General features: G+C 69.2%; 16 protein-coding genes. 5 read left to right on the plus strand and 11 right to left on the minus strand.

Annotation, left to right across the window (positions count from 1 at the left end; translation table 11 throughout):
• Position 1 precedes the first annotated feature (1 nt).
• From JR064_RS09015 to JR064_RS09035, 5 genes are all read right to left on the minus strand, one after another.
• Complete coding sequence (locus JR064_RS09015) at positions 2 to 2,935, minus strand: glycosyl hydrolase 115 family protein (protein ID WP_206229503.1); 2,934 nt, start codon at positions 2,933 to 2,935, stop codon at positions 2 to 4.
• A 450-nt stretch (positions 2,936 to 3,385) separates the two neighbouring features.
• Complete coding sequence (locus JR064_RS09020; RefSeq protein ID WP_206229504.1) at positions 3,386 to 3,625, minus strand: hypothetical protein; 240 nt, start codon at positions 3,623 to 3,625, stop codon at positions 3,386 to 3,388.
• 8 nt (positions 3,626 to 3,633) lie between these two features.
• On the minus strand, positions 3,634 to 3,975 hold the full coding sequence (locus tag JR064_RS09025; protein WP_206229505.1) for a hypothetical protein: 342 nt from the start codon (positions 3,973 to 3,975) through the stop codon (positions 3,634 to 3,636).
• 64 nt (positions 3,976 to 4,039) lie between these two features.
• Positions 4,040 to 4,498 (minus strand): DUF4279 domain-containing protein, encoded by a 459-nt coding sequence (locus tag JR064_RS09030; protein ID WP_241092957.1) that lies wholly within the window; start codon positions 4,496 to 4,498, stop codon positions 4,040 to 4,042.
• Positions 4,499 to 4,661: 163 nt separating this feature from the next.
• Positions 4,662 to 7,358 (minus strand): bifunctional acetate--CoA ligase family protein/GNAT family N-acetyltransferase, encoded by a 2,697-nt coding sequence (locus JR064_RS09035; protein WP_206229506.1) that lies wholly within the window; start codon positions 7,356 to 7,358, stop codon positions 4,662 to 4,664.
• Positions 7,359 to 7,881: 523 nt separating this feature from the next.
• On the opposite strand from JR064_RS09035, the gene JR064_RS09040 reads away from it, so the two are divergent.
• Positions 7,882 to 9,711 (plus strand): monovalent cation:proton antiporter-2 (CPA2) family protein, encoded by a 1,830-nt coding sequence (locus tag JR064_RS09040; protein WP_206229507.1) that lies wholly within the window; start codon positions 7,882 to 7,884, stop codon positions 9,709 to 9,711.
• Between the two features lie 632 nt (positions 9,712 to 10,343).
• On the opposite strand, the gene zwf is transcribed toward JR064_RS09040, so the two are convergent.
• Complete coding sequence (gene zwf / locus JR064_RS09045; protein WP_206229508.1) at positions 10,344 to 12,197, minus strand: glucose-6-phosphate dehydrogenase; 1,854 nt, start codon at positions 12,195 to 12,197, stop codon at positions 10,344 to 10,346.
• A complete protein-coding gene (locus JR064_RS09050; RefSeq protein WP_206229509.1) occupies positions 12,194 to 13,984 on the minus strand; it encodes a glycoside hydrolase family 15 protein in 1,791 nt (596 codons plus the stop codon). The genes zwf and JR064_RS09050 overlap by 4 nt, the downstream gene beginning before the upstream one ends.
• 175 nt (positions 13,985 to 14,159) lie before the next feature.
• Between JR064_RS09050 and JR064_RS09055 the strand changes: the two genes are divergently transcribed.
• Positions 14,160 to 14,867 carry a response regulator transcription factor gene (locus JR064_RS09055; protein ID WP_206229510.1) on the plus strand — a complete coding sequence of 236 codons (708 nt, stop codon included), beginning with the start codon at positions 14,160 to 14,162 and terminating at the stop codon, positions 14,865 to 14,867.
• On the opposite strand, the gene JR064_RS09060 is transcribed toward JR064_RS09055, so the two are convergent.
• Complete coding sequence (locus JR064_RS09060) at positions 14,843 to 16,228, minus strand: sensor histidine kinase (RefSeq protein WP_241092958.1); 1,386 nt, start codon at positions 16,226 to 16,228, stop codon at positions 14,843 to 14,845. The two genes, JR064_RS09055 and JR064_RS09060, sit on opposite strands and share 25 nt — an antisense overlap.
• 234 nt (positions 16,229 to 16,462) lie before the next feature.
• Between JR064_RS09060 and JR064_RS09065 the strand changes: the two genes are divergently transcribed.
• Positions 16,463 to 18,793, plus strand: coding sequence for a YadA family autotransporter adhesin (locus JR064_RS09065; RefSeq protein WP_206229512.1), 2,331 nt, complete (start codon positions 16,463 to 16,465; stop codon positions 18,791 to 18,793).
• A 62-nt stretch (positions 18,794 to 18,855) separates the two neighbouring features.
• Complete coding sequence (locus tag JR064_RS09070; RefSeq protein WP_206229513.1) at positions 18,856 to 20,742, plus strand: S8 family serine peptidase; 1,887 nt, start codon at positions 18,856 to 18,858, stop codon at positions 20,740 to 20,742.
• 222 nt (positions 20,743 to 20,964) lie between these two features.
• Here JR064_RS09070 and JR064_RS09075 read toward each other — a convergent pair whose 3' ends face one another.
• Genes JR064_RS09075 through JR064_RS09085 form a run of 3 tightly spaced genes read right to left on the minus strand, consistent with a single transcriptional unit; the run spans position 20,965 to position 23,661 of the window.
• Positions 20,965 to 21,867: a pirin family protein gene (locus JR064_RS09075; protein WP_206229514.1), complete on the minus strand. Its 903-nt coding sequence runs from the start codon at positions 21,865 to 21,867 to the stop codon at positions 20,965 to 20,967.
• Between the two features lie 34 nt (positions 21,868 to 21,901).
• Positions 21,902 to 23,029, minus strand: a complete 1,128-nt coding sequence (locus JR064_RS09080) for an NAD(P)/FAD-dependent oxidoreductase (RefSeq protein ID WP_206229515.1) — start codon at positions 23,027 to 23,029, stop codon at positions 21,902 to 21,904.
• A 23-nt stretch (positions 23,030 to 23,052) separates the two neighbouring features.
• A complete protein-coding gene (locus JR064_RS09085; protein WP_206229516.1) occupies positions 23,053 to 23,661 on the minus strand; it encodes an FMN-dependent NADH-azoreductase in 609 nt (202 codons plus the stop codon).
• 93 nt (positions 23,662 to 23,754) lie between these two features.
• Between JR064_RS09085 and JR064_RS09090 the strand changes: the two genes are divergently transcribed.
• Entirely contained in the window at positions 23,755 to 24,156 is a 402-nt protein-coding gene (locus JR064_RS09090) for a winged helix-turn-helix transcriptional regulator (protein WP_206229517.1), read from the plus strand.
• Positions 24,157 to 24,166: the final 10 nt, after the last annotated feature.

Genomic DNA, 24,166 nt, shown 5'->3' on the forward strand with positions numbered 1-24,166 from the left:
CTCAACCTGGATGCGCCGGGACCTCCGGCGGGCCGAAGTAAGAGTTCGGCAACGGCGCGCTGCGGATCACGATCTTCTGCACGACCATGGTCGGATCGACCATCATGATCTTCAGCACATGCCGCCCCGCAGTGGACACGGACTGCGAGGCGGTCAGGGTGCGCGCATTGTTCCTGGCGTTCTCGTAGAACGCCTCGCCCAGGAAATCCTGCGACACGCGCTGCTCCGGCGTGAACACACTGATGACCTGCGGCGGCTGATCGTCGAAGGCCACGGCCACGCTCAGCTGGTGCGCCGTGTTCACGTTGAGCGTCGGGTTGGTGATCAGATCGATGTCGTAACGGCCGGCCTTGGCCAGATAGACCGGATACTCCAGGCGTGGCGCAGTGCGCGGGTCGGAGAACGAGGCCGCGGTGACGGGAAAGACCGACATGGCGGCGCGTGCGCGGCCGTAGTCGGGGATGCGCTCCCAGCGCACGCCGCCGGCATCGACGTTGCGTTCGAACGCGTCGGCGGCGATCGCGATCGGCCCTTGCAAGCCGCCGAATGCGGCACGCGCTTCGCGCCGCTGCGCCGCGGAGGCCTTGATCGCCTTGACGTGAATCGTCTGCGTCTTTTGCGCGCCGGTCACGACGATCGTCCCGGCCTGCTCGCCGACGCCGGCCTGGTCCCAATCGATCTCGACCCAGAAGCGCCGATCGTGGCGTCCTACGCCGAACGGCTTGCCCTCGGCGATCACGATCCACGGCTCGGCCGCGGCCACCTCGAACGCGATCGGGCGCGCGCCGCGCGGAAACACGTCGACGTAGTGCCGCTGCCGGCACAGGCTGTCGAACGTCGGCAGCTCCGGGTCGAGCCAGTAGCCCGGCCAGCCCGGCACCGCACCTTCGACTGCCACCGCATAATCGGCGGTGTCTTCGATCCGCAGCGTCGTCACGGCTGGCATGATGTTCGCTGGCGGCGAATACCAGTCGAAGTAGCCCAGATGCACCTGGTCCATCAGGTGGTTCCACTTGCCGCCCGCCAGGCGCGTGTTGTAGTAGTCGGTCAGTTCGCGGTCGCGCTGGAACAGCTGCCGCACGTAGTCGGCCTCGGCATTCGCGCTCGCCCGGCCCTGTTGCGCGTAGAACGCATTGCGCGCCGCGGCGATGTTCAATTCCGTCGCCGTCGCGCAGGCCTTCACCGGATGCAGCACCAACTGGTAATACGCGTCGTGCGCATCCGCCGGCAACCGCGACTGGATCCTTTCGGCCTGCGCCACCAGCGTGGCCCAGGCGTCCAGCACGCGCTCGGCCTCGCGGTAGTGCAGCAGGCTGAAGGTCTCCGGCTTCACCAGTTCCGGCTTGCGCCAGGCGTTGTACTTGGCGTATTTGGCGACGATGTCCGCGATCTGCACGGCGTGCTCGGCGCCGAATTCCCTGCTCGCCCAGCGCTGCGTCCAGCCGGCGACATCGTCCTTGGTGATCGCGTCCGGATTCCAGGCCAGCCGCAGGAAGAACTCGATCGGGATCTCCAACGGCTTGAAATCGCCGACGTTGGCGATCCAGATCCGGTTGGCGCCATAGCGGTGCGCCAGGGTCATCTGCTCCCAGATCTTCGGCAGCGGATTGCTGTTGAGCCACTTGTACGAGAACGGCCCGCCGTTCATGTCCATGTGGTAGTAGATGCCGGAGCCGCCGGCGCGCTGGCGCTCGTCGGGTTTCGGCAGCCGCCGCAGATTGCCGACGTTGTCGTCGGTGAACAGCAAGGTCACGTCGTCCGGCACCTTCAGGCCGGCGTCGTAGAACTTCTGCACCTCGGTGAACAGCGCCCACAGCTGCGGGACCTGGCTCGCATCGGCACCTAGTTCCGCGGCGAGAATCTTGCGCTGATCGGCGATGATGGTTTCGAGCAGGCGCAGATCGGCCTGCAGATCGCCGGCGCTGGCCATGGCCACGTCGCCGTCGCCGCGCATGCCCACCGTCACCAGCACCTCGTGCGAGCGGTTGCGCGCGATGCCTTCGCGGAAGAAGGTCTGCAGCGCCTCCTTGTTGGTGGCGTAGTTCCATTCGCCGTTGCCGTACTGCGTGCGGTGGTCGGTCCACTCCTTGTGCGCGCGCATCATCGGCTCGTGGTGCGAGGTGCCCATCACGATGCCGTATTCGTCGGCGAGCCGGGCGTTGTCCGCATCGTCCTGCGCGAACGCGTTGTCCCACATCGCCGGCCAAAGGTAGTTCGCGCGCAAGCGCAGCAGCACCTCGAACAGGCGTGCGTAGAACTTGGAATTCATCCCGCCGAACTTCTCGGTGGTCCACTTTCCCAGACACGGCTGTTCGTCGTTGAGGAACACGCCGCGGTACTTCACCGCCGGCGGCCCTTCGAAATGCGTGCCGCGCCGGATCGAGATCGCCGACCGGCGCCGAACCGGCACGTCCGCCCACCAGTACCAGGGCGACACGCCGATCTGTTCGGACAGCGCATAGATGCCGTAGATGGTGCCGCGCTTGTCGCTGCCGGCGATCACCAGCGCTTCGGCCACGCCAGGCATCGGATCGGCCACGGTCTGCAGCGTGTAGGACTCCCACTGCCCGAGGATCGGCGCGACATCGAGCTTGCCGTCGGCGACCAGCGCATCGACGACCGCACTTTTGCCGAGCGTGCCGATCAGTACGACCGGGCGATCAAGCCGGTTCGGTTCGCTGACGAGCGCGGCCGGCGTTCCGAACACGCGGCCGATGTCCTCGGCGAGATCGCGCGCCGCCCTGGCCACGCCAGGGAAATCCTGCACGTCCACCTGGATCGGCGCGACGCCCCCGTCGCCCGCGAGCCGAAACGCATTGTTAGCGCTATCAAAAATGACCATGGCGCGCAGCGGCGACGCGAAGATCGCCGCGCTCCCCGCGCCGACCAGGAAGTCGCGGCGCGAGAGGAGGAAGGAAGAATTCGATTCGGTCATGGGATGCGATTCGAGTGGCGAATGGAGTGAAACAACCAGTGACATCCAGCGGCAATGCCGTCTTCGGGCCTCGTTGGAGCGGCACTCGCGCGCTCCCCTGCAGCGACCCGCACCAGCCAGGACGATAGGCAGGGAATCGTCCAGTTCGCAAGACAAATGCAGTGCACGCCCTTCAACCGTGGCATGGCAGGGAAAATCGCACCCGAGTTGCTGCGCAGCAGCATGCAGCTGCGCTGGATGGATGCCCGCTAAGCGGCGCCGTCAATCACTCGCCTGGAAGATGGGCCAGACGCAACGCGCTGGTGATAGGCGTGGCGTTCGACGACGCTTCCGCCGTACTCCACTTCGTCGGTTGGGGGCGACGAACGACACGCGAAGTCGAACGAGACGAGCTTCTTCGATCCGTTCTTATGCGGCTCGTCTCATACCGGAGTTCGAGCTTGGCGTGCATCAGTTGGTTACGGCGATCTTCTCGTCGCTCAGCCTGTGCTCCAACCATGCGTTCAACTCATCCGCTATCCACAGCGTCGGACTGTGACCGGCGCCATGCGTGACCGTCTTTTCCAGGAGATCGAAGTAGAGCGTTCCATCAGGAATCTCGGCCATCAGTTCATAGTCGTCGCCCATGCGCCAACCAGCCATCATCTGGCAGAGCTCGTTTGCGATGTCTTGCGGCACTTTACGGCGCATCAGGGCGCCTAACGCGCGTTGCGCGGCGTTGCCACACGCAATGGATGTGCCGGATTGTCTCTGAGGAATGCCGGCACTTGCGCGAGCCTGTCGGGCAGCGCTGGTCCAGACGTGCTGCGGTAGCTGGAGAAGCGGAAGCCAGCCTCGTAGAGCGCCTGGACCTTCGCCCACTGCTCTGTGTCCTTGGCGCGTGGCGCCTTGAACGAGCGTCTCATCTCATGGATCTCGCCGGCGCAATTCGGGCACACTGCAGAATAGCCCGGCCGCGGAGCGATCTTGAAACTCTTGCGGCATTCGAAGCACGCATGAGCAATCAAATAGTGGGGAAAGAATTTTTCTGCGGTCTCCATCGCAATCCCCTATCGCGTTGTGCCACTACGCGGCGCTGGCGTGCAGGCGCTCATGCAAGCCATATCAGTCTTCGGACTTGTCATAGATGTCCAAGCACAGCGAGATGCCACGTTTGGAGAGCTCCCCGAGCACGCCCGGACTGAATTCAAGCCCATCATTCGACGAGCCCATGAAGACCCCGCAGAAGATATCGAGCGTGAACCGTGACGCGAGCAGATCCCAGACCGCCGGATCGGCGCTCAACTTGCCGAGGATTTCGGAAATCTGGGCAGAGATGTCTTCGGGGTGCCGATCGGCAGCAGACACGCTCCAACGCCCGGTCTTTTCCACGTAACGGTTTCCGGTCTTTTTGCCGATACGCACATCGCCTTTTGCGAACGCACGGGTCGGCTCGCACTGCAACAGTGCGGTCACCTCGGCGGGCACGAGATCATCTCCGAAGACCCGGAACGAAACGATCGAAGACTCAGCGATTCCCATCTGCCTGCGAGCGACCCCTGGGCCGCATTGCAGCGGCGGCATTGCCAGTATCGCGCATCGTGGCCCAGCTTCAAACGCCGGGGCAGGCGACGTCTGCGATGCTTTGCGGATGTCCTGGGCGCCCCCCCTGCCCCTAACACGCAGCCATGGCGCCGATCGACGCGGCATCGGACTCCTTCTGCCAGCGATGCAGGCACTCCCCCCCTCACCCCTTCCCCACCGGCAACACCACATCCATCAGCGTCGCATCTTCCGGGTCCGGCGTGGCCTTGAAACCCAGGTGTTCGCACATCGCCAGCATGGTGCGGTTCTCGCGCAGGACCTGGCCTTCGACGACGTTGAGGCCCAGCCAGCCGGCGTATTCGATCATGATCCGCATCAGCTGCCAGCCGATGCCGTGGCCCTTGAGGTCGGAGCGGATCAGGATGCCGTATTCGCCGCGGTCGTAGTCGGCGTCGGCGTGCAGGCGCACCGCGCCGAGCATGTCGCCGGTCCTGGGCTCGATCGCCACCAGGGCGATCGAACGGGCGTAGTCGAGCTGGGTCAGGCGGGCGATGAATTCGTGGCTGAAGTGCTTCACCGCCTGGAAGAAGCGCAGGCGCAGGTCCTCGTCGGTGACGCGGGCGAAGAAGCTGCGGAACAGCGCATCGTCTTCCGGGCGCACCGGGCGCACGAACGCGGCGGCGCCGTCGTTGAGCACGATGCGCCGCTCCCATTCCTTCGGATACGGGAAGATCGCGAAGCGCGGGTGGCCGCGGCCCTTGTGCAGGCGCCGCGACGGCGCCACCGCCACGCGGGCGTCGACCGCGATCACGCCGTCGCGGTCGGCCAGCAGCGGATTGATGTCCAGCTCGCGGATTTCCGGCAGGTCGGCCGCCAGCTGCGCCAGCTTGACCAGCACCATCGCCACGGCGCGCTCGTCGGCCGCGGGCACGTCGCGGTAGGCCTTGAGGATGCGGCTGACGCGGGTGCGGCCGATCAGTTCGTGGGCCAGGCGCAGGTCCAGCGGCGGCAGCGCCAGCGCCTTGTCGTCGATCACTTCCACCGCGGTGCCGCCGCGGCCGAACACGATCACCGGGCCGAAGGTGGGGTCGTCGGCGATGCCGGCGATCAGTTCGCGCGCCTTCGGCCGCAGCAGCGTGGGCTGCACCAGCACGCCGTCGATGCGCGCATCCGGACGCGCGGCGCGCGCGCGGGCGAGGATGCCTTCGGCGGCGTCCTGCACCGCCTGCGCGCTGACCAGATTGAGGCGCACGCCGTCCACATCGGACTTGTGCGGGATGTCGGCCGAATGGATCTTCACCGCGACCGCCAGGCCTTGCGCCAGCATCGGCGCCGCCGCCACGGCGGCGTCGGCGGCGCTGGCGGCATGCACCACCGGCGCGGTGGGGATGCCGTAGGCGGCGAGCAGGCGGGTGGTGGCCAGCGGATCCAGCCAGGTCTGGCCGGCGGCCAGCGCGGCGTCGACGATGCCGCGCGCGGTGGCCGCATCGAACACGAAATCCTCGGGCAGGCTCGGCGGGGTCTCCATCAGCGCTGCCTGCGCTTCGCGGTAGCGCACCAGGTGCATGAAGCCGCGCACCGCGTCGGCCTCGGTGGCGTAGGTGGGAATATGCGCGGCGTTGAGCGTGGCGGTGGCGCTTTCGTCGTTGCCCAGCCACACCGCGAACACCGGCTTGTCGCGGTGGTGGCGCGGGCGCAGGCCGAGGGTGCGGGTCAGCGCCTGCGCGGCATCGGCCGAAGAGGTGAACGCGGTCGGCACGTTGACCACCAGCACCGCGTCGTTCTCCGGGTCGGCCAGCAGCGCTTCGGCGGCGGCGGCATAGCGCTCGCCGTCGGCGTCGACCACGATGTCCACCGGGTTGGCGTGCGACCACTCCTGCGGCAGCGCCCGCTCCAGGCGTTGCAGGGTCTGCGGCGACAGCGCGGCCAGGGTGCCGCCGAGGTCGGCCAGCTTGTCCACCGCCAGGCGGCCGACGCCGCCGCCGTTGCTGAGGATCGCCAGGCGGCGGCCGGGGAAGGTGCTGAGCCGGCCCAGGGTCTCGGCCGCGGCGAACAGTTCGTCCAGCGCGCGCACGCGCAGCAGGCCGGCGCGGGCGAAGGCCGCACCGTAGACCGCGTCCGAACTGGCCAGCGCCTGCACATGGGTGTCGGCGTTGGGGTCGATGCGCAGCAGGCGCCCGGATTTCACCACCACCACCGGTTTGGCGCGCGCCGCGGCGCGCGCGGCGGACATGAACTTGCGGGCGTCGTGGATGTGTTCGACGTACAGCAGGATGGCGCGGGTACGGTAGTCGGTGGCGAAGTAGTCGAGCAGGTCGCCGAAGTCCACGTCCAGCGCATCGCCCAGCGAGACCACCGCGGAGAAGCCGACCGAGCGCGCCACGCCCCACTCCACCAGGGCGGCGGCGATGGCGCTGGATTCGGAGATCAGCGCCAGGTCGCCGGGCTGCGGGCAATGCGCGGCGATGCTGGCGTTGAGCTTGGCGTGCGGGGCGATCACGCCCAGGCAGTGCGGACCAAGGATGCGCAGGCCCTTGGCGCGCGCCGCCGCCTCGACCCGCGCCGCGGCCGAGCCCGGGCCTTCGCCCAGGCCGGCGGTGAGGATGATCGCCGCGGCGACGCCGCGCCGCGCGGCGATGGCGACGATGCGCGGCACGATCCGCGCCGGCGCGGTGATGACCACCAGGTCCGGCACCCACGCCAGATCGGTGAGCCGGCGCACGGTGGGCACGCCGTCGATCTCGCGGTAGCGCGGGCTGACCCAGCCGATCTGCCCGGGAAAGCCGGCGGCGCGCAGGTTGCGCACCACCGCGCGCCCGGCCGAGCGCTCGCGCGGACTGCCGCCGACGATGGCGACCGAAGCGGGGCGGAACACGGACTGCAGGTGGTAGGTGCTCATGGCGGACGCGGGGCGGGCAAGCGGTGCGACAACGGTACACGGGTGATGCTGGCGCGGGGATGATCGGAAGATGCGGACGATCCGCGGCCTGCGGCGTCGCGGCTTTGGTCGATGCGGGAATGACGGTGGGTTCCGGCGTCCACGCGTCGGGACTGAAGTCCCTCCCACAGTGCACCACGGCCGATCGCGAGTTCCCTGCAGAAGCGGTTTCGACCGCGACGAATGCAGCGTTGAGCATTCCGGCACCGATTCCTGTCGGGGCTGAAGCCCTTCCTACAGCGCACCTGGACACTGGCCGCAGGTTCCTGTGGGAGCGACTTCAGTCGCGACGAACGAAGCGGGGACGCTTGCCGGCTTCGCGCCTTGCCGGCGCCGATGGCCCGAAGCCGCCAAGGTGCCGATCTCCCCTGGCCCGCCTGGCATCCCGACGACGCCGAAGATCGGCACCCGCCTGCGTCTTCCCCCAATCCGGGTAAGCGGACGGTCGCGTGGCGGCCGCATAATGGCGCGATGGAGACGACTCATGCATAGCGGCGGCCTGGAACTGGCGCTGGTCTTGCTGCTGGCCGCGGTGATCGCGGTGCCGGTGTTCAAGCGCCTGGGCCTGGGCGCGGTGCTGGCCTATCTCGCCGCCGGCGTGGTGCTGGGTCCGGACGGCCTGGGCTTCGTGCAGGACACCGAGCGCATCCTCAACGCCGCCGAGATCGGCGTGGTGATGCTGCTGTTCCTGATCGGCCTGGAACTGTCGCCGGCGCGGCTGAAGCTGATGCGGCGCGCGGTGTTCGGCGCCGGTACCGCGCAGGTGGTGCTGACCGCGCTGCCGCTGGGCGTGCTGCTGCTGTGCCTGGACCTGAACTGGAAGAGCGCGCTGGTGGTGGGCCTGGCGCTGGCGCTGTCGTCCACCGCGGTGGGCCTGCAGCTGCTGGCCGAGCGCAAGGCGCTCAACAGCGACTATGGCCGGCTCGGCTTCGCCATCCTGCTGTTCCAGGACCTGATCGCGATCCCGCTGCTGGCCGCGATCCCGCTGCTCGGCGGCGCCAAGAACGACACCCTGACCTGGACCGAGGTGGCGCAGGCGCTGGGCGCGCTGACGGTGGTGGTGCTGTGCGGCCGCTTCGCGCTGCGCCACCTGTTCCGCGTCGTGGCGCGCACGCGCATGCCCGAGGTGTTCACCGCCAGCGCACTGCTGGTGGTGCTGGGCAATGCGTGGTTCCTGCAGAAGGCCGGGCTGAGCCCGAGCCTGGGCGCGTTCCTGGCCGGGGTGCTGCTGGCCGACTCGGAATTCCGGCACGAGCTGGAGGCGCAGATCGAGCCGTTCCAGGGCCTGTTGCTGGGCGTGTTCTTCATCGCCGTGGGCATGGGCATCGACCTGGACCGCATCGTCGCCGAGCCGTGGCTGATCGCCGGCGGCGTGGCCACCCTGCTGCTGGTCAAGTTCAGCCTGCTGGTCGGCATCGGCCGGGTGGCGCGGCTGCCGCTGCGCAGCGCGCTGTTGCTGGGCAGCCTGTTGTGGCTGGGCGGCGAATTCGCGTTCGTGGTGTTCACCGAAGCGCAGCGCGTGCAGTTGCTCGACGACGCCAACCACGATCGCCTGGTCGCGGTGGTCGGCGTGTCGATGGCGCTGACGCCGCTGCTGTTGATCGGCATCCAGCGCCTGCTCGACGGCGGCGAGGCGGCCAAGGCCAGGCGCACGCCGCCGCCGGCCGCCCACTACGACACCGTGGACGAGCAGCGCGCGCAGGTGCTGATCGCCGGCATGGGCCGTTTCGGCCAGGTCGTGGCGCGCCTGCTGACCGCGCAGCGCATCCCGTTCGTGGCGCTGGAGCACAACCCGGACACGGTGGAAGACCTGCGCCGCTTCGGCAACAAGATCTACTACGGCGACCCCAGCCGCCCGGACCTGTTGCGCGCGGCCGGCAGCGACAGCATCGGCATCTTCGTGGTGGCGATGGACGACCCGGAGACCAACATCAAGACCACGCGGCTGATCCGCCGCCTGTATCCGAAGGCGCAGGTGCTGTCGCGCGCGCGCAACCGCCAGCACGCCTGGCGGCTGATGGATCTGGGCGCCGAACCGTTCCGCGAGGTGTTCGCCTCGAGCCTGGAACTGAGCGAGAAGGTGCTGGTGAACCTGGGCCTGAGCCCGGAGACCGCGCGCGACCGCATCGCCCGCTTCCGCCAGCACGACGAACAGCTGTTACGCGCGCAGCACCTGGTGTACGACGACGAGGCGGCGGTGGTGCAGACCTCGCGCGATGCGCGCGCGGACCTGATGCAGCTGTTCGAGGCGGATGTGAGCGACGCGCCCCGGGACGCGGCGGACGATGCGGCGACGGCGAAGCCGCAGTCGTAGCCGTATTGGTGTTGATGGTGCGGCGCTTGCGTAGCGTGTGCGGCGGGAGGACTGGCGGCAGGGATGTCGGTCGTGGCGGTGCCGGATGCCGGTTGGATCCTCGCTTCGTTCGTCGCGGCTGACGCCGCTCCTGCAGGTTTCGCGAGCTATTCTGGAGCGCTTGCAGGCGGGCTTTCGCCCCGACAGGATGCGAAGCCGGCGGGCTCCACCGCTGCGTTCGTCGCGACTGAAGTCGCTCCCACAACGTGCGGCCGGCATGCCGAGGTGCTGTGGCGGGAGGGAATCTTGACGGTCTTGGGCCATCGGTTCCGACAGGATCCGAAACCTGACGATTTAGCGGCTTCGTTTGTCGCGGCTGAAGCCGCTCCTACAGGGGATTTGCGAGTGGTGGCTGCCCTTGTGGGAGGGGCTTCAGCCCCGACAGAATGCCGAACCTGCCAGGTGCGCCGCTTCGTTCGTCGCGGCTGAAGCCGCTCCTACAGAACTGCAGCGGACGCGCTGCTGCAGCACTCGCGGCTGGTGCGCCGGGTGCACTGTGGGAGGGACTTCAGTCCCGACGTAGCCAAGTCTCGTCTCGACGGCGGCACAAGGCCACCTGACGTCGCTCCCACACGGGCTACGCGCATTGCGGGTCAGCGCTTCGCCGCCGGTCGTTTGGCCGCAGCTGCGGGCGACTTCTTCGCCACGCGCTTGCTCGCTTTTCCTGCAGAGGCTTTGACTGCCTTCTTTGACGCGGCCGTCTTGTTGCCGTCCGTTGTCTTCCTGCCCTCCGTCGCCTTCGGCGAGGCGACCGCTTTCTTGGCCGACGCAGTCCTCGCCGCCGCAGCCTTGCTGGGCTTGCCGGCGCCGGCCGCCTTGGCTTTCGAAACGGCAGGCTTGGCAGAAGCCGAAGCACGCTTCGGCGGCGCTGCGGGCCTGGCGTCGGCGCCGCCTTCCGCCGGGCGCCGCGGCGGCGGCCGGCGGCCGGCGGTCAGGGTGCGCCAGCTGTGGCCGCCGTTGAGCGCGAGCAACGCATCGGCCGCGGCCGGGCCGGCGCTGCCGGCCGGGTATTGCGCCACTTCGTCGGCCGAGGCCTGCCAGGCATCCAGGATCGGCTGCACGATGCGCCAGGCCGCCTCGACCATCGTCGCGTCCTGGAACAGCCCGGCCTCGCCGTTCATGCAGTCCTGCAGCAGGCGCTCGTAGCCGACCGTGTATTCCTTCGGGAACCAGTCGCGGTAGCGGAAGTCCATGCGCACCGGCGCAAGGCTGACCCGCGCGCCCGGTCGCTTGACGTCGAACTGCAGCGAGATGCCTTCGTCGGGCTGGATGTGCAGCACCAGCCAGTCGGGACCATAGCCGCCGATCTCGGCGCTGCGCAGCGGCGCCAGCGGCGCTGGCTTGAAGCGGATCGCAATCTCGGTGGTGCGTTCGCGCAGGCGCTTGCCGGTCCGCAGATAGAACGGCACGCCGGCCCAGCGCCAGGTGTCCACCTGCAGCTTCATCGCCACGTAGGTCTCGGTGTTGGAATCGGACGGCACCGTGTCTTCCTCGCGGTAGCCGGGCACCGCGATGCGCCCGATCGCGCCGGCCGCGTACTGGCCGCGCACCACGTCGGCCGGGGCCAGCGGCCGCACCGCCTCGATCACCTCGGCGCGCCGGCGCAGCATCGAGGCCGGGGTGAACGCCGCCGGCGGCTCCATCGCGATCATCGCCAGCAGCTGGAACAGGTGATTGGGCACCATGTCGCGCAGGCAGCCGGTGGGGTCGTAGAAGCCGCCGCGCCCTTCCACGCCGATGGTCTCGGCGGCGGTGATCTGCACGTGGTCGATGCGGTCGCGGTTCCACACCGGCTCGAACAGGCCGTTGGCGAAACGGAAGGCGAGGATGTTCTGCACCGTCTCCTTGCCCAGGAAATGGTCGATGCGGAACACCTGGTCCTCGTCGAGCACGCGGCCGACGATGGCGTTGAGTTCCTTGGCGCTGCGCAGGTCGTGGCCGAACGGTTTCTCCACGATCACCCGGCGCCAGCCGCCGCCGGCGGTCTGCTTGACCAGCCCGGCCGCGCCCAGCTGCTCGATCGCCGGAGCGAAGAAGCGCGCCGCGGTGGCCAGGTAGAACAGCACGTTGCCGCCGGTCTGGTATTGCGCGTCGTACTTGGCGATCACCTCGCCCAGCGCGCGATAGGTCGCCGCATCGGCGAAATCGCCGCGCAGGTAGTGCAGGCGCGTGCGCAGCCAGTTCCACACGTCCTCGTCCAGGCCGTCGGCCTTGAACTCGGCGTCGCGGTCGGCCATCAGCCCATGCAGCGCGGTGCCGAGCAGGCGCCGCCAGGTGGTTTCGCTGATGTCGCCGTGGTCCACGCCGATCACCGCGAACTGTTCGGGCAATGCGCCGCTGCGGCGCAGGTTGTACAGCGCCGGCAGCACCAGGCGCCGGGTCAGGTCGCCGCGCGCGCCGAACACCACGATCAGGCAGGGAGGAGTGGTTTGCGTCGCTTCGCTCATGGAGGGGTGTCCTGTTCGCCGAGTAAGCCATGCAGGCGCAACGCGGCGTGGACCAGGGCCACGTGCGAGTAACCCTGCGGAAAATTGCCGAGCATGCGGCCGCTGCGCGGATCGTATTCTTCGGCCAGCAGGCCGACGTCGTTGCACAGGCCGAGCAGGCGTTCGAACAGCGTGCGCGCCTGTTCGGTGCGGCCCAGCAGCGCGTAGTTCTCCACCAGCCAGAAGCTGCAGGCGATGAAGGTGCCCTCGCCGGCCGGCAGGCCGTCGCCGCTGTCGTCGTCGGCGCGATAGCGCTCGACCAGGCCATCGATGCTCAACCGCTGCGCGATCGCATCGGCGGTGGCCGCCACGCGCGGATCGTCGGCTGGCAGGAACCCGACCAGCGGAATCAGCAGGGTCGCCGCGTCCAGCCGATCGCTGCCGTAGCTCTGCACGAAATAGCCGTCCGGGTGCACGCCCTGCTCCAGCACCTGCGCATGCACTTCGTCGGCCAGCGCGCGCCAGTGCGCGCGCTGCGCGGCGTCGGCGTCGGTGACCCCGTCGCGCGCGCCGCAGTCGAACGCCAGCCACGCCATCACCTTGGAATGCACGAAATGGCGGCGCTGGTCGCGGATCTCCCAGATGCCTTCGTCCGGCTCGCGCCAGCGCTGCTCCAGCACTTCCAGCAGCTGCCGCGCCAGCGAGCGGCCATGCGCCGCGGTCGCCATGCCTTCGTGGTGGCCGCGATGGAACGCGGCGATCACCTCGCCGTACACGTCCAGCTGGAACTGGCCGGCGGCGGCATTGCCCACGCGCACCGGCAGCGCGCCTTCGTAGCCGGGCAGCCAGTCCACGTCCCATTCGGACATGCGCCGTTCGCCGCCGATGCCGTACAGCGCCTGCAACTGGTCGGGCGAGCCGGCCACGGTGCGCTGCAGCCAGCCGTGGAACGCGGCCGCTTCGTCGGAATAGCCGGCGGCGTGCAGCGCGGTCAGGGTGAACACCGCATCGCGCAGCCAGCAGAAGCGGTAATCCCAGTTGCGCTCGCCGCCGAGCCGTTCCGGCAGCGAGGTGGTGGGCGAGGCGACGATCGCGCCGGTGGGCAGGTAGCTCAGCCCCTTCAGCACCACCAGCGAACGCCGCACCGCCTCGGTCCACGGGCCGGCCTGCACGCAGCGGTGCGACCAGCCATGCCAGAACGCCTCGGTCTGCGCCAGCGCCTGTTCCGGCGCCAGCGGCGGCGGCAGTTCCAGGTGCGAGGCGCCATGGCTGAGCACGAACCAGGTGCTGTCGCCGGGCTCCAACGCGAAATCCGTCTCGGTGGCGAAGCCGTGGCCATGCATCGGCTGCGGGCTGCGCAGCGCGATCTGGTCCGGCCCGGCGATCGCCTGCAGGCCACCCTCGATCTGCGACACCCAGGGAATGGTGCGGCCGTAATTGAAGCGCAGCTGCAGCTGCATGCGCAGCGGCACGCGGCCGCGCAGCCCGCGCACGATGCGCACCACGTGGTTGTGCACGTCGTCGTCGTGGCTGGCGACCATGAAGTCCAGCACCGCCACGGCGCCCTGGTCGGTCTCGAACTCGGTTTCCAGCACCAGGCTGCCGTCGCGGTAGCGACGGGTACTGGTGAAGTCGGCGACCGGCGCGATCGACCAGCGGCCGTGCTCCGGGGTGCCCAGCAACGCGGCGAACAGCGCGTCGGAATCGAAGCGCGGCAGACACAGCCAGTCGATCGAGCCGTGCCTGTCCACCAACGCCGCGCTGCGGCAGTTGCCGAGCATGGCGTAGTCCTCGATTCGTGCTGCCATCATGTCCGCCGTTCGCCAGGAAAGCGCGAGTCTGCCAGCGCCGGCGTTTGCTTTGCGTAAGTGCCGCCGACCGGCCACAGCGTGCCGTTAATCCCCGAGTGGGTCTGCTCGGGGATCGACGGCGCGCTCCATGGGCAGACGCAATCGGGCGGCTGCCGCTACACTGCGCCGGCGCATGAATGCCACTATCGCTGCCGCCGCCCTGCGCGTTCTGGTCCTGGAGGACGATCCGATGCTGCGCGAGCGCATCCTGATCCCGGGCCTGCGCCGTTTCGGCTTCGACACCCAGGGCTGCGGCAGCGGCGCCGAGCTGCAGGCGCGGCTGCTGACCGCCCCCGCCGACATCGTGGTGCTCGACGTCGGCCTGCCCGACACCGACGGCTTCACCGTGGCGCGCGAACTGCGCCAACAGTATCCGGCCATCGGCATCGTCATGCTGACCAGCCTGGGCCAGACCGAAGACCGCGTGCGCGGACTCACCGGCGGCGCCGATGCCTATCTGGCCAAGCCGGTGGAGATCGACCTGCTGGCGGCGACCTTGCACAGCCTGACCCGGCGCCTGGGCGGCGCCCCGATGGAACCGGCGCGTGGCCGCTGGCAGCTCAGCGAGGACGGCTGGTGCCTGCTGGCGCCGTCCGGCGCGGCGGCGGCGCTGACCGCGAGCGAACGCCGCCTGTGCCGGCGCCTGCTCGAGCAGCCCGGCCTGCTGGTCGCCCGCGAGGCGCTGATCGCGGCGCTGACCGACCGCGTGTACGACTTCGACGCGCACCGCCTCGACTCGATGGTGCACCGCCTGCGCAGCAAGGCGCAGCGCCGCTGCGGCGCCGCCCTGCCGTTGGCCGCGGTGCACGGCAAGGGCTACATCTTCGATCCGTCCGGCTGAGCGGCGGCCACGCGCGCCGTGCCGGCCGCCACGGCCGCGTGCGGCAAGGCGATGCGGAAGCGGGTGCCCACGCCCAGTTCGCTGTGCACCTGGATGCGGCCGCCGGCGCGCGCCACCAGGTCGTGCACCACCGCCAGGCCGAGCCCGGTGCCGCTGTCGGCGGGCTTGGTGCTGTAGAACGGCTCGAACACGCGCGCCACCACGTCCACCGGCATGCCCTGGCCGTCGTCGGCGACCTCGATGATCGTCCACGCCGCTTCGCTGCGCACGGCGATGTCGAGATGGCCGCGGTCGGCGATGGCGTCGCGGCTGTTGCTGGCCAGGTTGAGCAGCATCAATTCGAACTGGCTGCGATCCAGGTGGATCGGCGCCGGCGTCGCCGGCAAGGCGCAGCGCAGCACGATGCGCGCTTCCAGCAGTTGCCGCAGCATCGGCTGCAACGCATCGATGGCGGCCGCGGCGTCGAAGTCCTCGGCCTGTTCGCCATCGCGGCGGCTGAAGCGCAGCAGCCGGCGGATGACCGCCATGCCGCGCCGCGCCGATTCCTCCACCGACGCCAGGCTGTCTTCCAGCAGCGCGATGCGCTCGCCGTCGCTGCCGGCATCGTCGTCGTGGCGCGTGGCGGAGAAGCCGACGATCACCGCCAGCACGTTGTTGAAATCGTGCGCCAGGCCGCCGGCCATGCGCTCGACGATCTCGCGCTTCTGCGCATGGATCAGCTGCGCCTGCGCGCGTTCGCGCGCCAGCATTTCCTGCTGCAGGCGATGGCCGCGCGCATTGGATTCGCGCAGGCTCTCGCGTAGCGCTTCGGTGGTGCGATCCAGCAGCAGCGTCACCAGCAGGTAGCTGAACAGCACCGACGGCAGGTTGTAGAACGCGCGCCCCGGCTCGTCGGCGAACTCCAGCAGCGCATCGTGGCCCACGCCCAGGCCCAGCATCAGCAGCAGTGCGCCGAAGGTGATCCACAGCGCGCGGCGCCCGAGCACCAGCCCGGCCAGGATCAGCACCAGCATCTGCGCCAACTGATCCGGCAACTGACGCTGCAGGCCGTTGACCGCGGCATTGACCAGCAGCGACGCCAGCATCGCGGCCAACAGCAAGCCGACGCCCCCGCGCAGCGCGCCGCGGCGCACGCGCACGAAACCGATCGCGGCGCACACCGCGATCAGCAGGCTCATCGTCAGCGACACCACCAGGCCGGGCGGCACCGCGCGTCCGCGCAGCTGCGGCCAGGCCAGCGGCAGCGCGACTGCGAACGTAGCCGGAATGGTGATCGCCAGGAACAGCAGCAACAGCTGGATCACCCGCACGTTGCGCCGGTCCACCTCGTCCACGACCGGCGCCCGGTCGAACCAGTTCAACAACGCCCTCACCATCCGAATGCGCTCCCCATCCCACTCGACTCGGTGAGAACCCGGTGATGATCGTGCGAGAACTTGCGGGTGACAAGTAAATGACGCCGCGCATAAGTTCGCTGTACGGAGCGCGCGCAGGGGGAATCACGGCGCGCTTCCCAAGACCACTCGGACCGAAGCGGCGCCCGCGCGCCGTTGACGTCGCGTCCTGCCCTGTCGCCACGCACATCAGAGATCGCCATGAACGCATGCATGTCCATCCACAGCACCGCCGCCCATCGACCGACCCTCAGCGCCGCGCTCGGCGCTTCCACCGTCCGCGCCCGCAACGTGCTGGCCCTGGCCTGCGCGCTGTGCCTGGCGCCGCCGGCGCTGGCGCAGGCCGCGACCGATGCGACGGCCACCGACACGAACGCGGCGCCAGCGGACGCGAGCGCCGACGCCAGTTTCTATCTGCAGGCCACCGGCAGCGACAGCAGCAACGCCGGCGCCTATGCCGACGGCGAAGAGGCGCTGGCGGCGGGCGAAGCCGCCTCCGCGGTCGGCACCGGCACCGTCGCACTCGGCGCCGGCGCGGTCAGCTACGCCAGTCACGCGCTGGCGGTCGGCCACAATAGCCTGGCCACCGAGATCTCCACCACCGCGATCGGCGGCATGCTCGACGTGGATTACTCGTACCTGTCCGGCGGCGTGGTGATCCTGCAGCAGACCTCCGCCACTGGCATGGCCGCCACCGCACTGGGCGCCGGTGCCCAGGCCAGCGGCAAGTTCAACGTGGCCGCCGGCGCCGGCGCGATCGCCAGCGACAGTTCCAGCGTCGCCGTCGGCGGCATCGTCGACGTGGGCGAAGATGGCTTGAGCAGTGAAGGCATGCAGTTGCAGGCCACCCAGGCCACCGGCCCGCTGTCCACCGCGCTGGGCGGCGGCGCGCTGGCCACCGCCTACAGTTCCACTGCGGTCGGCGCCCTGGCCGAAGCCAGCGCCAACCGCACCGTGGCCGTGGGTTCCACCGCGGTCGCCAACCAATACGCCGCCGTGGCCGTGGGCGCGCAGAGCCAGGCCATCGCCGAGTGGGCCACCGCCTTCGGCAATGGCGCACGCGCCTGGGGCACCCACAGTGTGGCCATGGGTCCCAGCGCGTTCGCGCAGAGCGATGACAGCACGGCGGTCGGCCCGGCCGCGCTCGCCCTCGGCGTCGGCTCCACCGCGCTCGGCAACGGCTCCTGGGCCGGCGGCACCCGTAGCCTGGCCCTCGGCGGGGGCATGGTGTGGAACGGCGAATTCTTCCGCGAGACTCCGGTGTTGTTCTACGACAGCATCGCCGTGGGCACCGGCGCGGACGTGTTCGGCGACCAGTCGATCGCGATCGGCCCCGGCGCCCGCGTCGGCAATTCCCAGTTCGTCAACGACCAGACCACCATCACCAACCGCAGCGTGGCCCTGGGCGCCGGCTCGGTCACCGAACGCGACAACACCGTGTCGATCGGCGCGGCGGGCAGCGAACGCCAGCTCACCAACCTGGCCGCCGGCACCCAGGACACCGATGCGGTCAACCTGGCGCAGCTGCGCAACGTCGCCGCCGCGTTCGGCGCCGGCAGCGTGGTCGATGCCAACGGCAATCTGATCGGCGGCAACTATCTGGTGCAGGGCAGCCACTACACCGACCTGGGCTCAGCGATGGGGGCGATCGATAACGCGCTGACGGGCTTCGATAGCCGCATCAACGCCATCGGCAGCTCCGGCAACTCCGGTGGCGTCAGTGTCGGCGGCGGCAGCAGCGGCGAGGTGACCGCGCCCAGCACCGGCGCCGGCACCAATGCCGTGGCCGTGGGCTCCGGCGCCACCGCCAATGGCGAGAACGGTCTGGCGCTGGGCGCCGACGCGCTGGCCTACGGCCCCAACGACACCGCGATCGGCGCCAACGCCAAGGTCAACGCCGACGGCAGCACCGCGGTCGGCGCCAACGCGCGCGTCGCGGCGGTCGCGACCAATGCGGTGGCGGTGGGCGAGAGCGCCAGCGTCAGTTCCGCGTCCGGCACCGCGCTCGGCCAGGGCGCGTCGGTCACCGCCAACAATGCGGTCGCCCTGGGCCAGGGCTCGGTCGCCGATCGCGCCAACACCGTGTCGGTCGGCAGCGCCGGCAACGAACGCCAGATCAGCAACGTCGCCGCCGGCAGCGCCGGCACCGATGCGGCCAACGTGGCGCAGATGCGCGCCGGCGACAGCGCCACTCTGAGCAGCGCCAATGCCTACACCAATACCCGCATCACCGCGCTGGACGACAGCTTCGAGCAGCTGCGCACCGACACCGAACATCGCCTGGACGGCATGGACCGGCGCATGGACAAGCTGGGCGCGATGAGCGCGGCGATGTTGAACATGGCGGTCAACGCCGCCGGCACGCAGAGCCCGCGCGGGCGCGTGTCGGTCGGCGCCGGCTTCCAGGGCGGCCAGCAGGCGCTGTCGATCGGCTATGCCAAGAAGATCGGCGCGCGCGCGTCCTTCAGCCTGGGCGGCGCCTTCAGCAGCGGCGAATCCTCCGCCGGCATCGGCGTGGGCGTGGACCTGTGACCCGCCGCGGCGCCGCGCGCCGCGATTCTTTCCTTACCCCTCTTCATTTCTAGGATCTGCAGATGACGTCCTCCAACACGCTCGCCGCCGCGCTTGCCGCTGTCCTGTTCGCCGGTGCCGCGCAGGCGGCTTCTCCCACCATCGGCCTGGGCGGCGTGCGCGGCCCGGCGCCGCAGGCGGCCACCGCCAACGACCTGGGCCAGCGCTTCATCGTCAAGACCCGCGAGGGCGGCGCCCAGGCGCGCAGCCTGCTGGCCACCACCCTCAGCAGCGCGGTCGCGCGCAGCGGCATGCAGCGCGCCAAGAGCGCCAGCGCCGGCGTGCCGGCGCGCAGCGCGGTCAGCGCCACCGTGCTGCGCGACATGGCGGTGCCGGGCTGGCACGTGGTGCAGACCTCGCGCCACCTCAGCGACAGCGAGCGCACCGCCTTCATCAACGAACTGAAGGCCGACCCGTCGGTGGTGTCGGTACAGGTCGACCGCCTGTACCGGCGCCTGGACGAGGCCAGCGTGCGCCTGCCGGCCGCCATCGCGGCTGCCGCCTCCACCACGCCCAACGATCCGGCCTACGCCCAGCTGCAGTGGAACTTCCACGACCCGGTCGGCGGGGTCAATGCCGAACAGGGCTGGACCCGCTCCACCGGCCAGGGCGTGGTGGTGGCGGTGGTCGACACCGGCGTGGTCAAGGACAACCCCGACCTGGCCGCCAACCTGCTGCCCGGCTACGACATGATCACCGACCACCGCGTCTCGCGCCGCGACAGCGACGGCCGCGTGCCCGGCGGCTACGATCTGGGCGACTGGGTCGAGGCCGACTACTGCACCGCGCTCGGCGCATCCGGCAACGCCCCGGAGCCGAGTTCCTGGCACGGCAGCCATGTCTCCGGCACCATCGCCCAGGTCACCAACAACAACCTGGCCACCGCCGGCCTGGCGTACGGCGCCAAGGTCGTCCCGGTGCGCGTGCTCGGTTCCTGCGGCGGTTTCGGCAGCGACATCGCCGACGGCATGCTGTGGGCCGCGGGCCTGCCGGTGGCCGGCCTGCCGACCAATCCGAATCCGGCCGAGGTGATCAACATGAGCCTGGGCAGCGGCGGCCCGGATACCTGCCCGCAGATCTACCAGGACGCGATCGACCAGATCAACGCCAAGGGCACGATCATCGTGGTCGCCGCCGGCAACTCCAACGCCAACGCCGCCACCTACACCATGTCCTCCTGCAACGGCGTGATCAGCGTCGGCGCCACGCGCGTCAACGGCGGCCGCGCCAGCTACTCCAACTACGGCACCCGCGTGGACATCGCCGCGCCGGGCGGCGGCGGCGACGTCGACGGCAACCCGAACGGCTACATCTTCCAGGTGCTCAACGGCGGCACGCAGGGCCCGACCGGCGACTGGCAGATCGGCGGCATGGCCGGCACTTCGATGGCGTCCCCGCACGTGGCCGCGGCGGTGGCGATGGTGCAGAGCGTGGCCACGACCCCGTTCACCTGGAGCGGCATGCGCGACCTGCTGCGCGCCAGCGCGCGGCCGTTCCCGGTGGCGATCGCCACCACCACGCCGATCGGCGCCGGCATCCTGGACGTGGACATGCTGCTGCAGCTGGCGACCACGCCGCCCTGCCAGCCGTCGGACAGCAGCTGCGTGCCGCCGACCAAGACCCTGACCAACAAGGTCGAGATGCGCGGTCTCGGCAGCCAGGGTGGCGACGCGCTGTACAGCTTCCAGGCCACCGCCGGCACGGCGGTCACCTTCATGACCTTCGGCGGCAACGGCAACGTGGCGATGTACGTGTCGGCGGGCACGGTGCCGACCAGCAGCAGCTACGCCGCCCGCTCCACCCGCGCCGGCACCACGCAGACGGTCCGCATCACCCCGTCCAGCGCGGGCACCTACTACGTGCGCCTGAGCGGCAGCTACAGCGGTCTGACCCTGGTGGCGCGGCAGTAAGCCGCACACGGCGGTCCGCGGCGGCGCCGTTCGCCGCCGCACCGGCGCGCGCGGGAGAACCTCTCCTCCCGCGCGCGTTTCCCAGGCAGCAGCGCTTTGCCCGCCATCCGGCGGGCTTTTTTGTGCTGAATTCGCAGCGAGATGCGGGGAGCGGGAGCTGCGCGGCCATGCCCCGTGCGATCAGTCGCGGCCTTCGCCGCGTCGCTCAGGGATCCGTGTCGCTCAGCGGAACACCGGAATCGTTCCCGACGCGGTACGCCGGTTGCCGGCATCCCGCATCAAGCGGCCCAACTCGGCGATGCGGCGCTCGCCCTTTTCCAGGGCCTGCATCGAGGTATGCACCGAGTAATTGCCCATGTACAGATCGTACGGATGCGGCACCGCCGAGGCGAGCACGAACACGGCATCCCGATCGCCGGAGGCTTCGAGGGTGATGGGCGCTTCGCCCTCGGCGAACACCACCATTTCGCCAGCGTCGACGGGGGCGCCGGCTTGGAGCTTGCCCTTGGCGAGCGCCAACCAGCCAACGCGGTGCCCGGCCGGCGGTTGGTAGGTCCAGCGTTCGCCGGGACGCAGGGTGACAAGCAGGTAATTGATGCCCTGCGGCGCCGGAACCGGACTTTGCGCGCCGTCGTAGCGACCGACGATCACCCGCGCCGGGCCGACTTGCGGGATGTGCTCGGCCTCGATGTAGCGGCTGTCCGGCTCGCCATTCTCGAGTTCGGCGGGCAAGGCCAGCCAGAGCTGAAAGCCCTGGAGACGCGGCGTGTCGGCCGCCGACAGTTCCTTGCCGTGCCAGATACCGTTGCCGGCGCACGTCCATTCCACGCCGCCGTAGTGGAGCGTACCGGCGCTGCCACTGATCGGGTCCTCATAGCGCAAGGCGCCTTCGACCGGCACCGTCACGGTGGCGATGCCGGAGTGCGGGTGCAGCGGCATGTTCGCCATCGCCTGCATGGTGTCGCGGGTGGCCTCGATCAGATCGAGAAACACGAAAGGCTTCAGCACGCGGCCCAGATCGGAAGGACTCATCAAGCGGACGATCGGGCCGCCGCCGTGGCCGCGCGTGCGGTGCACGATGTTCCGCGCCATGGTCGCGGCTGCGCTGGAAAGGAGTGCGTTCATCAGTGGGGATCTCCGACCTGAGTGTGGACCTGGACTACACGCCAAGCGCCTTGCGATATTGGGGAACGAGCATGTGCCCGGATTTCGCCATCCGCACGAAGGCCGGCCAGCGCACGACGCCCACGCCCGGCAGATGCACGACGCCGTGGCGGCTGCCGAGGGTCACGGCCATCTTGGGATTGCCCGTCTGCGGCTTGTACGCCTTGAGCTTCGGGGCGGCCTTGCCGTCGGCCAGCAAGGCGCGAATGTTGTGCGCGGCAGTCTTGACGTGGCCGTTGATGTGCCAGGCCATCTTGTTTTCGTCCAGGTCGGTGATGTCGCCCAGAGCGAATACGGTTTCAAGACCGGCCACACGCAATTCGGGCGTGACGCGGATACGGCCGGCGGCATTGAGCGCGGATGCGAAATGCGCCTGCATGTAGCCGGTGTTCGGCCTGCCGCCGATGCACCAGATCAGCAGGTCGTAGGCGATGCTGCGGCCACGGTTGGTGCGGGCTTCACCGCCGGCGGCAAACGCATCGGTGCTGCTACCGAGGTTGTCGAAGCGTTCGTCGGCCAGAATGGTGACGCCACGCTTTCGCAGGAACGCGTTGGCATAGTCCGCCGCCGCTTCCGACGTGCCCGACAGCAGGCGCGGGCCGGCTTCCAGGATCGTGAGCTGCTTGTCCGGGTAGCGCTCGACGATCTCGCCCGCCAGCTCGACGCCGATCGGGCCGCCGCCAACGATGACGATGCGCCGCGCCTCGACGATACGGTGCTGATACCGCCGATAGAACTCCCTGCGCTCGCTGACCGAGGTGCCGCCGACGGCGCGCACCAGCGCATTGGAAAATACGCTTCCCGTCGCCAGCACGATGATGTCGCCCGTCAGCCGTTGCTCTTGCCCGTCCTGCAACCGAACGCTGCCGCCATCCTGGCGCAGTTCGGTCAGCGCACCGCGAACATGCTCGACGCCGGGCAACGCTTGGGCGAACGGAATGATCGCGCTATCGCCAAAATCGGGATCGACCACGCTGCGCGGAGCAGCCATCGGGATCTCGAAGTATTCGTTGGGATCAACCAGCACGACGCGCAATCGCGGTGACAGGGCCTTGGCAAGCAAGGCACCGGCCATCCCCCCGCCGTGGATGACAACCTGCGGATTGGTTTGGGTGATGGACATGGTGCTTTCTCGCATTGCCGGCGTCAGGCGGCGAGCTGCTCGGCTTCGGCTACCGCTGCGTCGATGGCGGCGGCGCGGCGTTCCGGGCTGATCGCCAAGCCTTCGGCCCGGACAAAGCTGATGTCGGTGATGCCGAGGAAACCGAAGAAACCACGCAGGTAGGTTTCCTGATGATCGAGGAAGGCGTGCGGCGTGCCTTCGCCGTACAGGCCACCGCGGGTGGACGCGACAATGACGCGCTTGCCCTTGGCAAGTCCTTCCGCACCGTTTTCCGTATAGCGGAAGGTCTTGCCGGGCACGGCGAGCCGGTCGAGCCAGGCGCGCAGCTGCGTCGGGAGCGCGAAGTTGTACATGGGCGCACCGACGACCAAGGTGTCGGCTGCCAGAAAGTCGTTCAGGAGCTTCGCGTTGCGGGCGACGGCCTGCCTCGCGTCGTCGCCTTGCGGTTCGACGCCCTGAACAGCCAGAAATTCCGCGCTGGAAAGATGGCCGACCTGCTGGGCGGCAAGATCGATATGGATGACCCGGGTTCCCGGTTTGGCCGCGGCCAACCGTTTGACGATCGCCGCCGTGAGCTGGCGGCTGACCGACTGTTCGTCGAGGATGCTGGCATCGATATGGAGGAGCGTCATGGCCAAGCCTTGGTATAAAATTGTGACCCTGGCTAGCAATGTAACCACGCCCTCGAACGCGGGCAATAAGGCACATCAAGGGAACTCGGTGCTATGAATGTGACTAACGCGCTCCATGATCTGCACAGCACGGACTGCCACAAGGTCAGTCAGGTGCTGGCGCGCGTCGGGGAAAAATGGAGCATCCTCATCATCATGCTCCTGGCAGGGGGCCCGCACCGTTTCACCGAGATCAAGCGGGCGATCAACGGCATCTCGCAGCGAATGCTCACGCTGTGCCTGCGCGGCCTGGAACGCGACGGCCTGATCAAGCGAACGGTCATCGCCGTCATGCCGCCACATGTCGAATACGAACTGACGCCACTCGGCCAGTCGCTCACCGAACCCGTCATCGCGTTGGGAAGCTGGGCCAATCGCCATATCGCGGACATCGATGCCGCCCGGGAAGCATTCGACGCAAGAGAGGGCACGCAAGGCCACGGCAAAGCGAAGTAAGTGGCCGGTG

This window comes from Xanthomonas bonasiae (assembly GCF_017163705.1).
Lineage (GTDB): Bacteria > Pseudomonadota > Gammaproteobacteria > Xanthomonadales > Xanthomonadaceae > Xanthomonas_A > Xanthomonas_A bonasiae.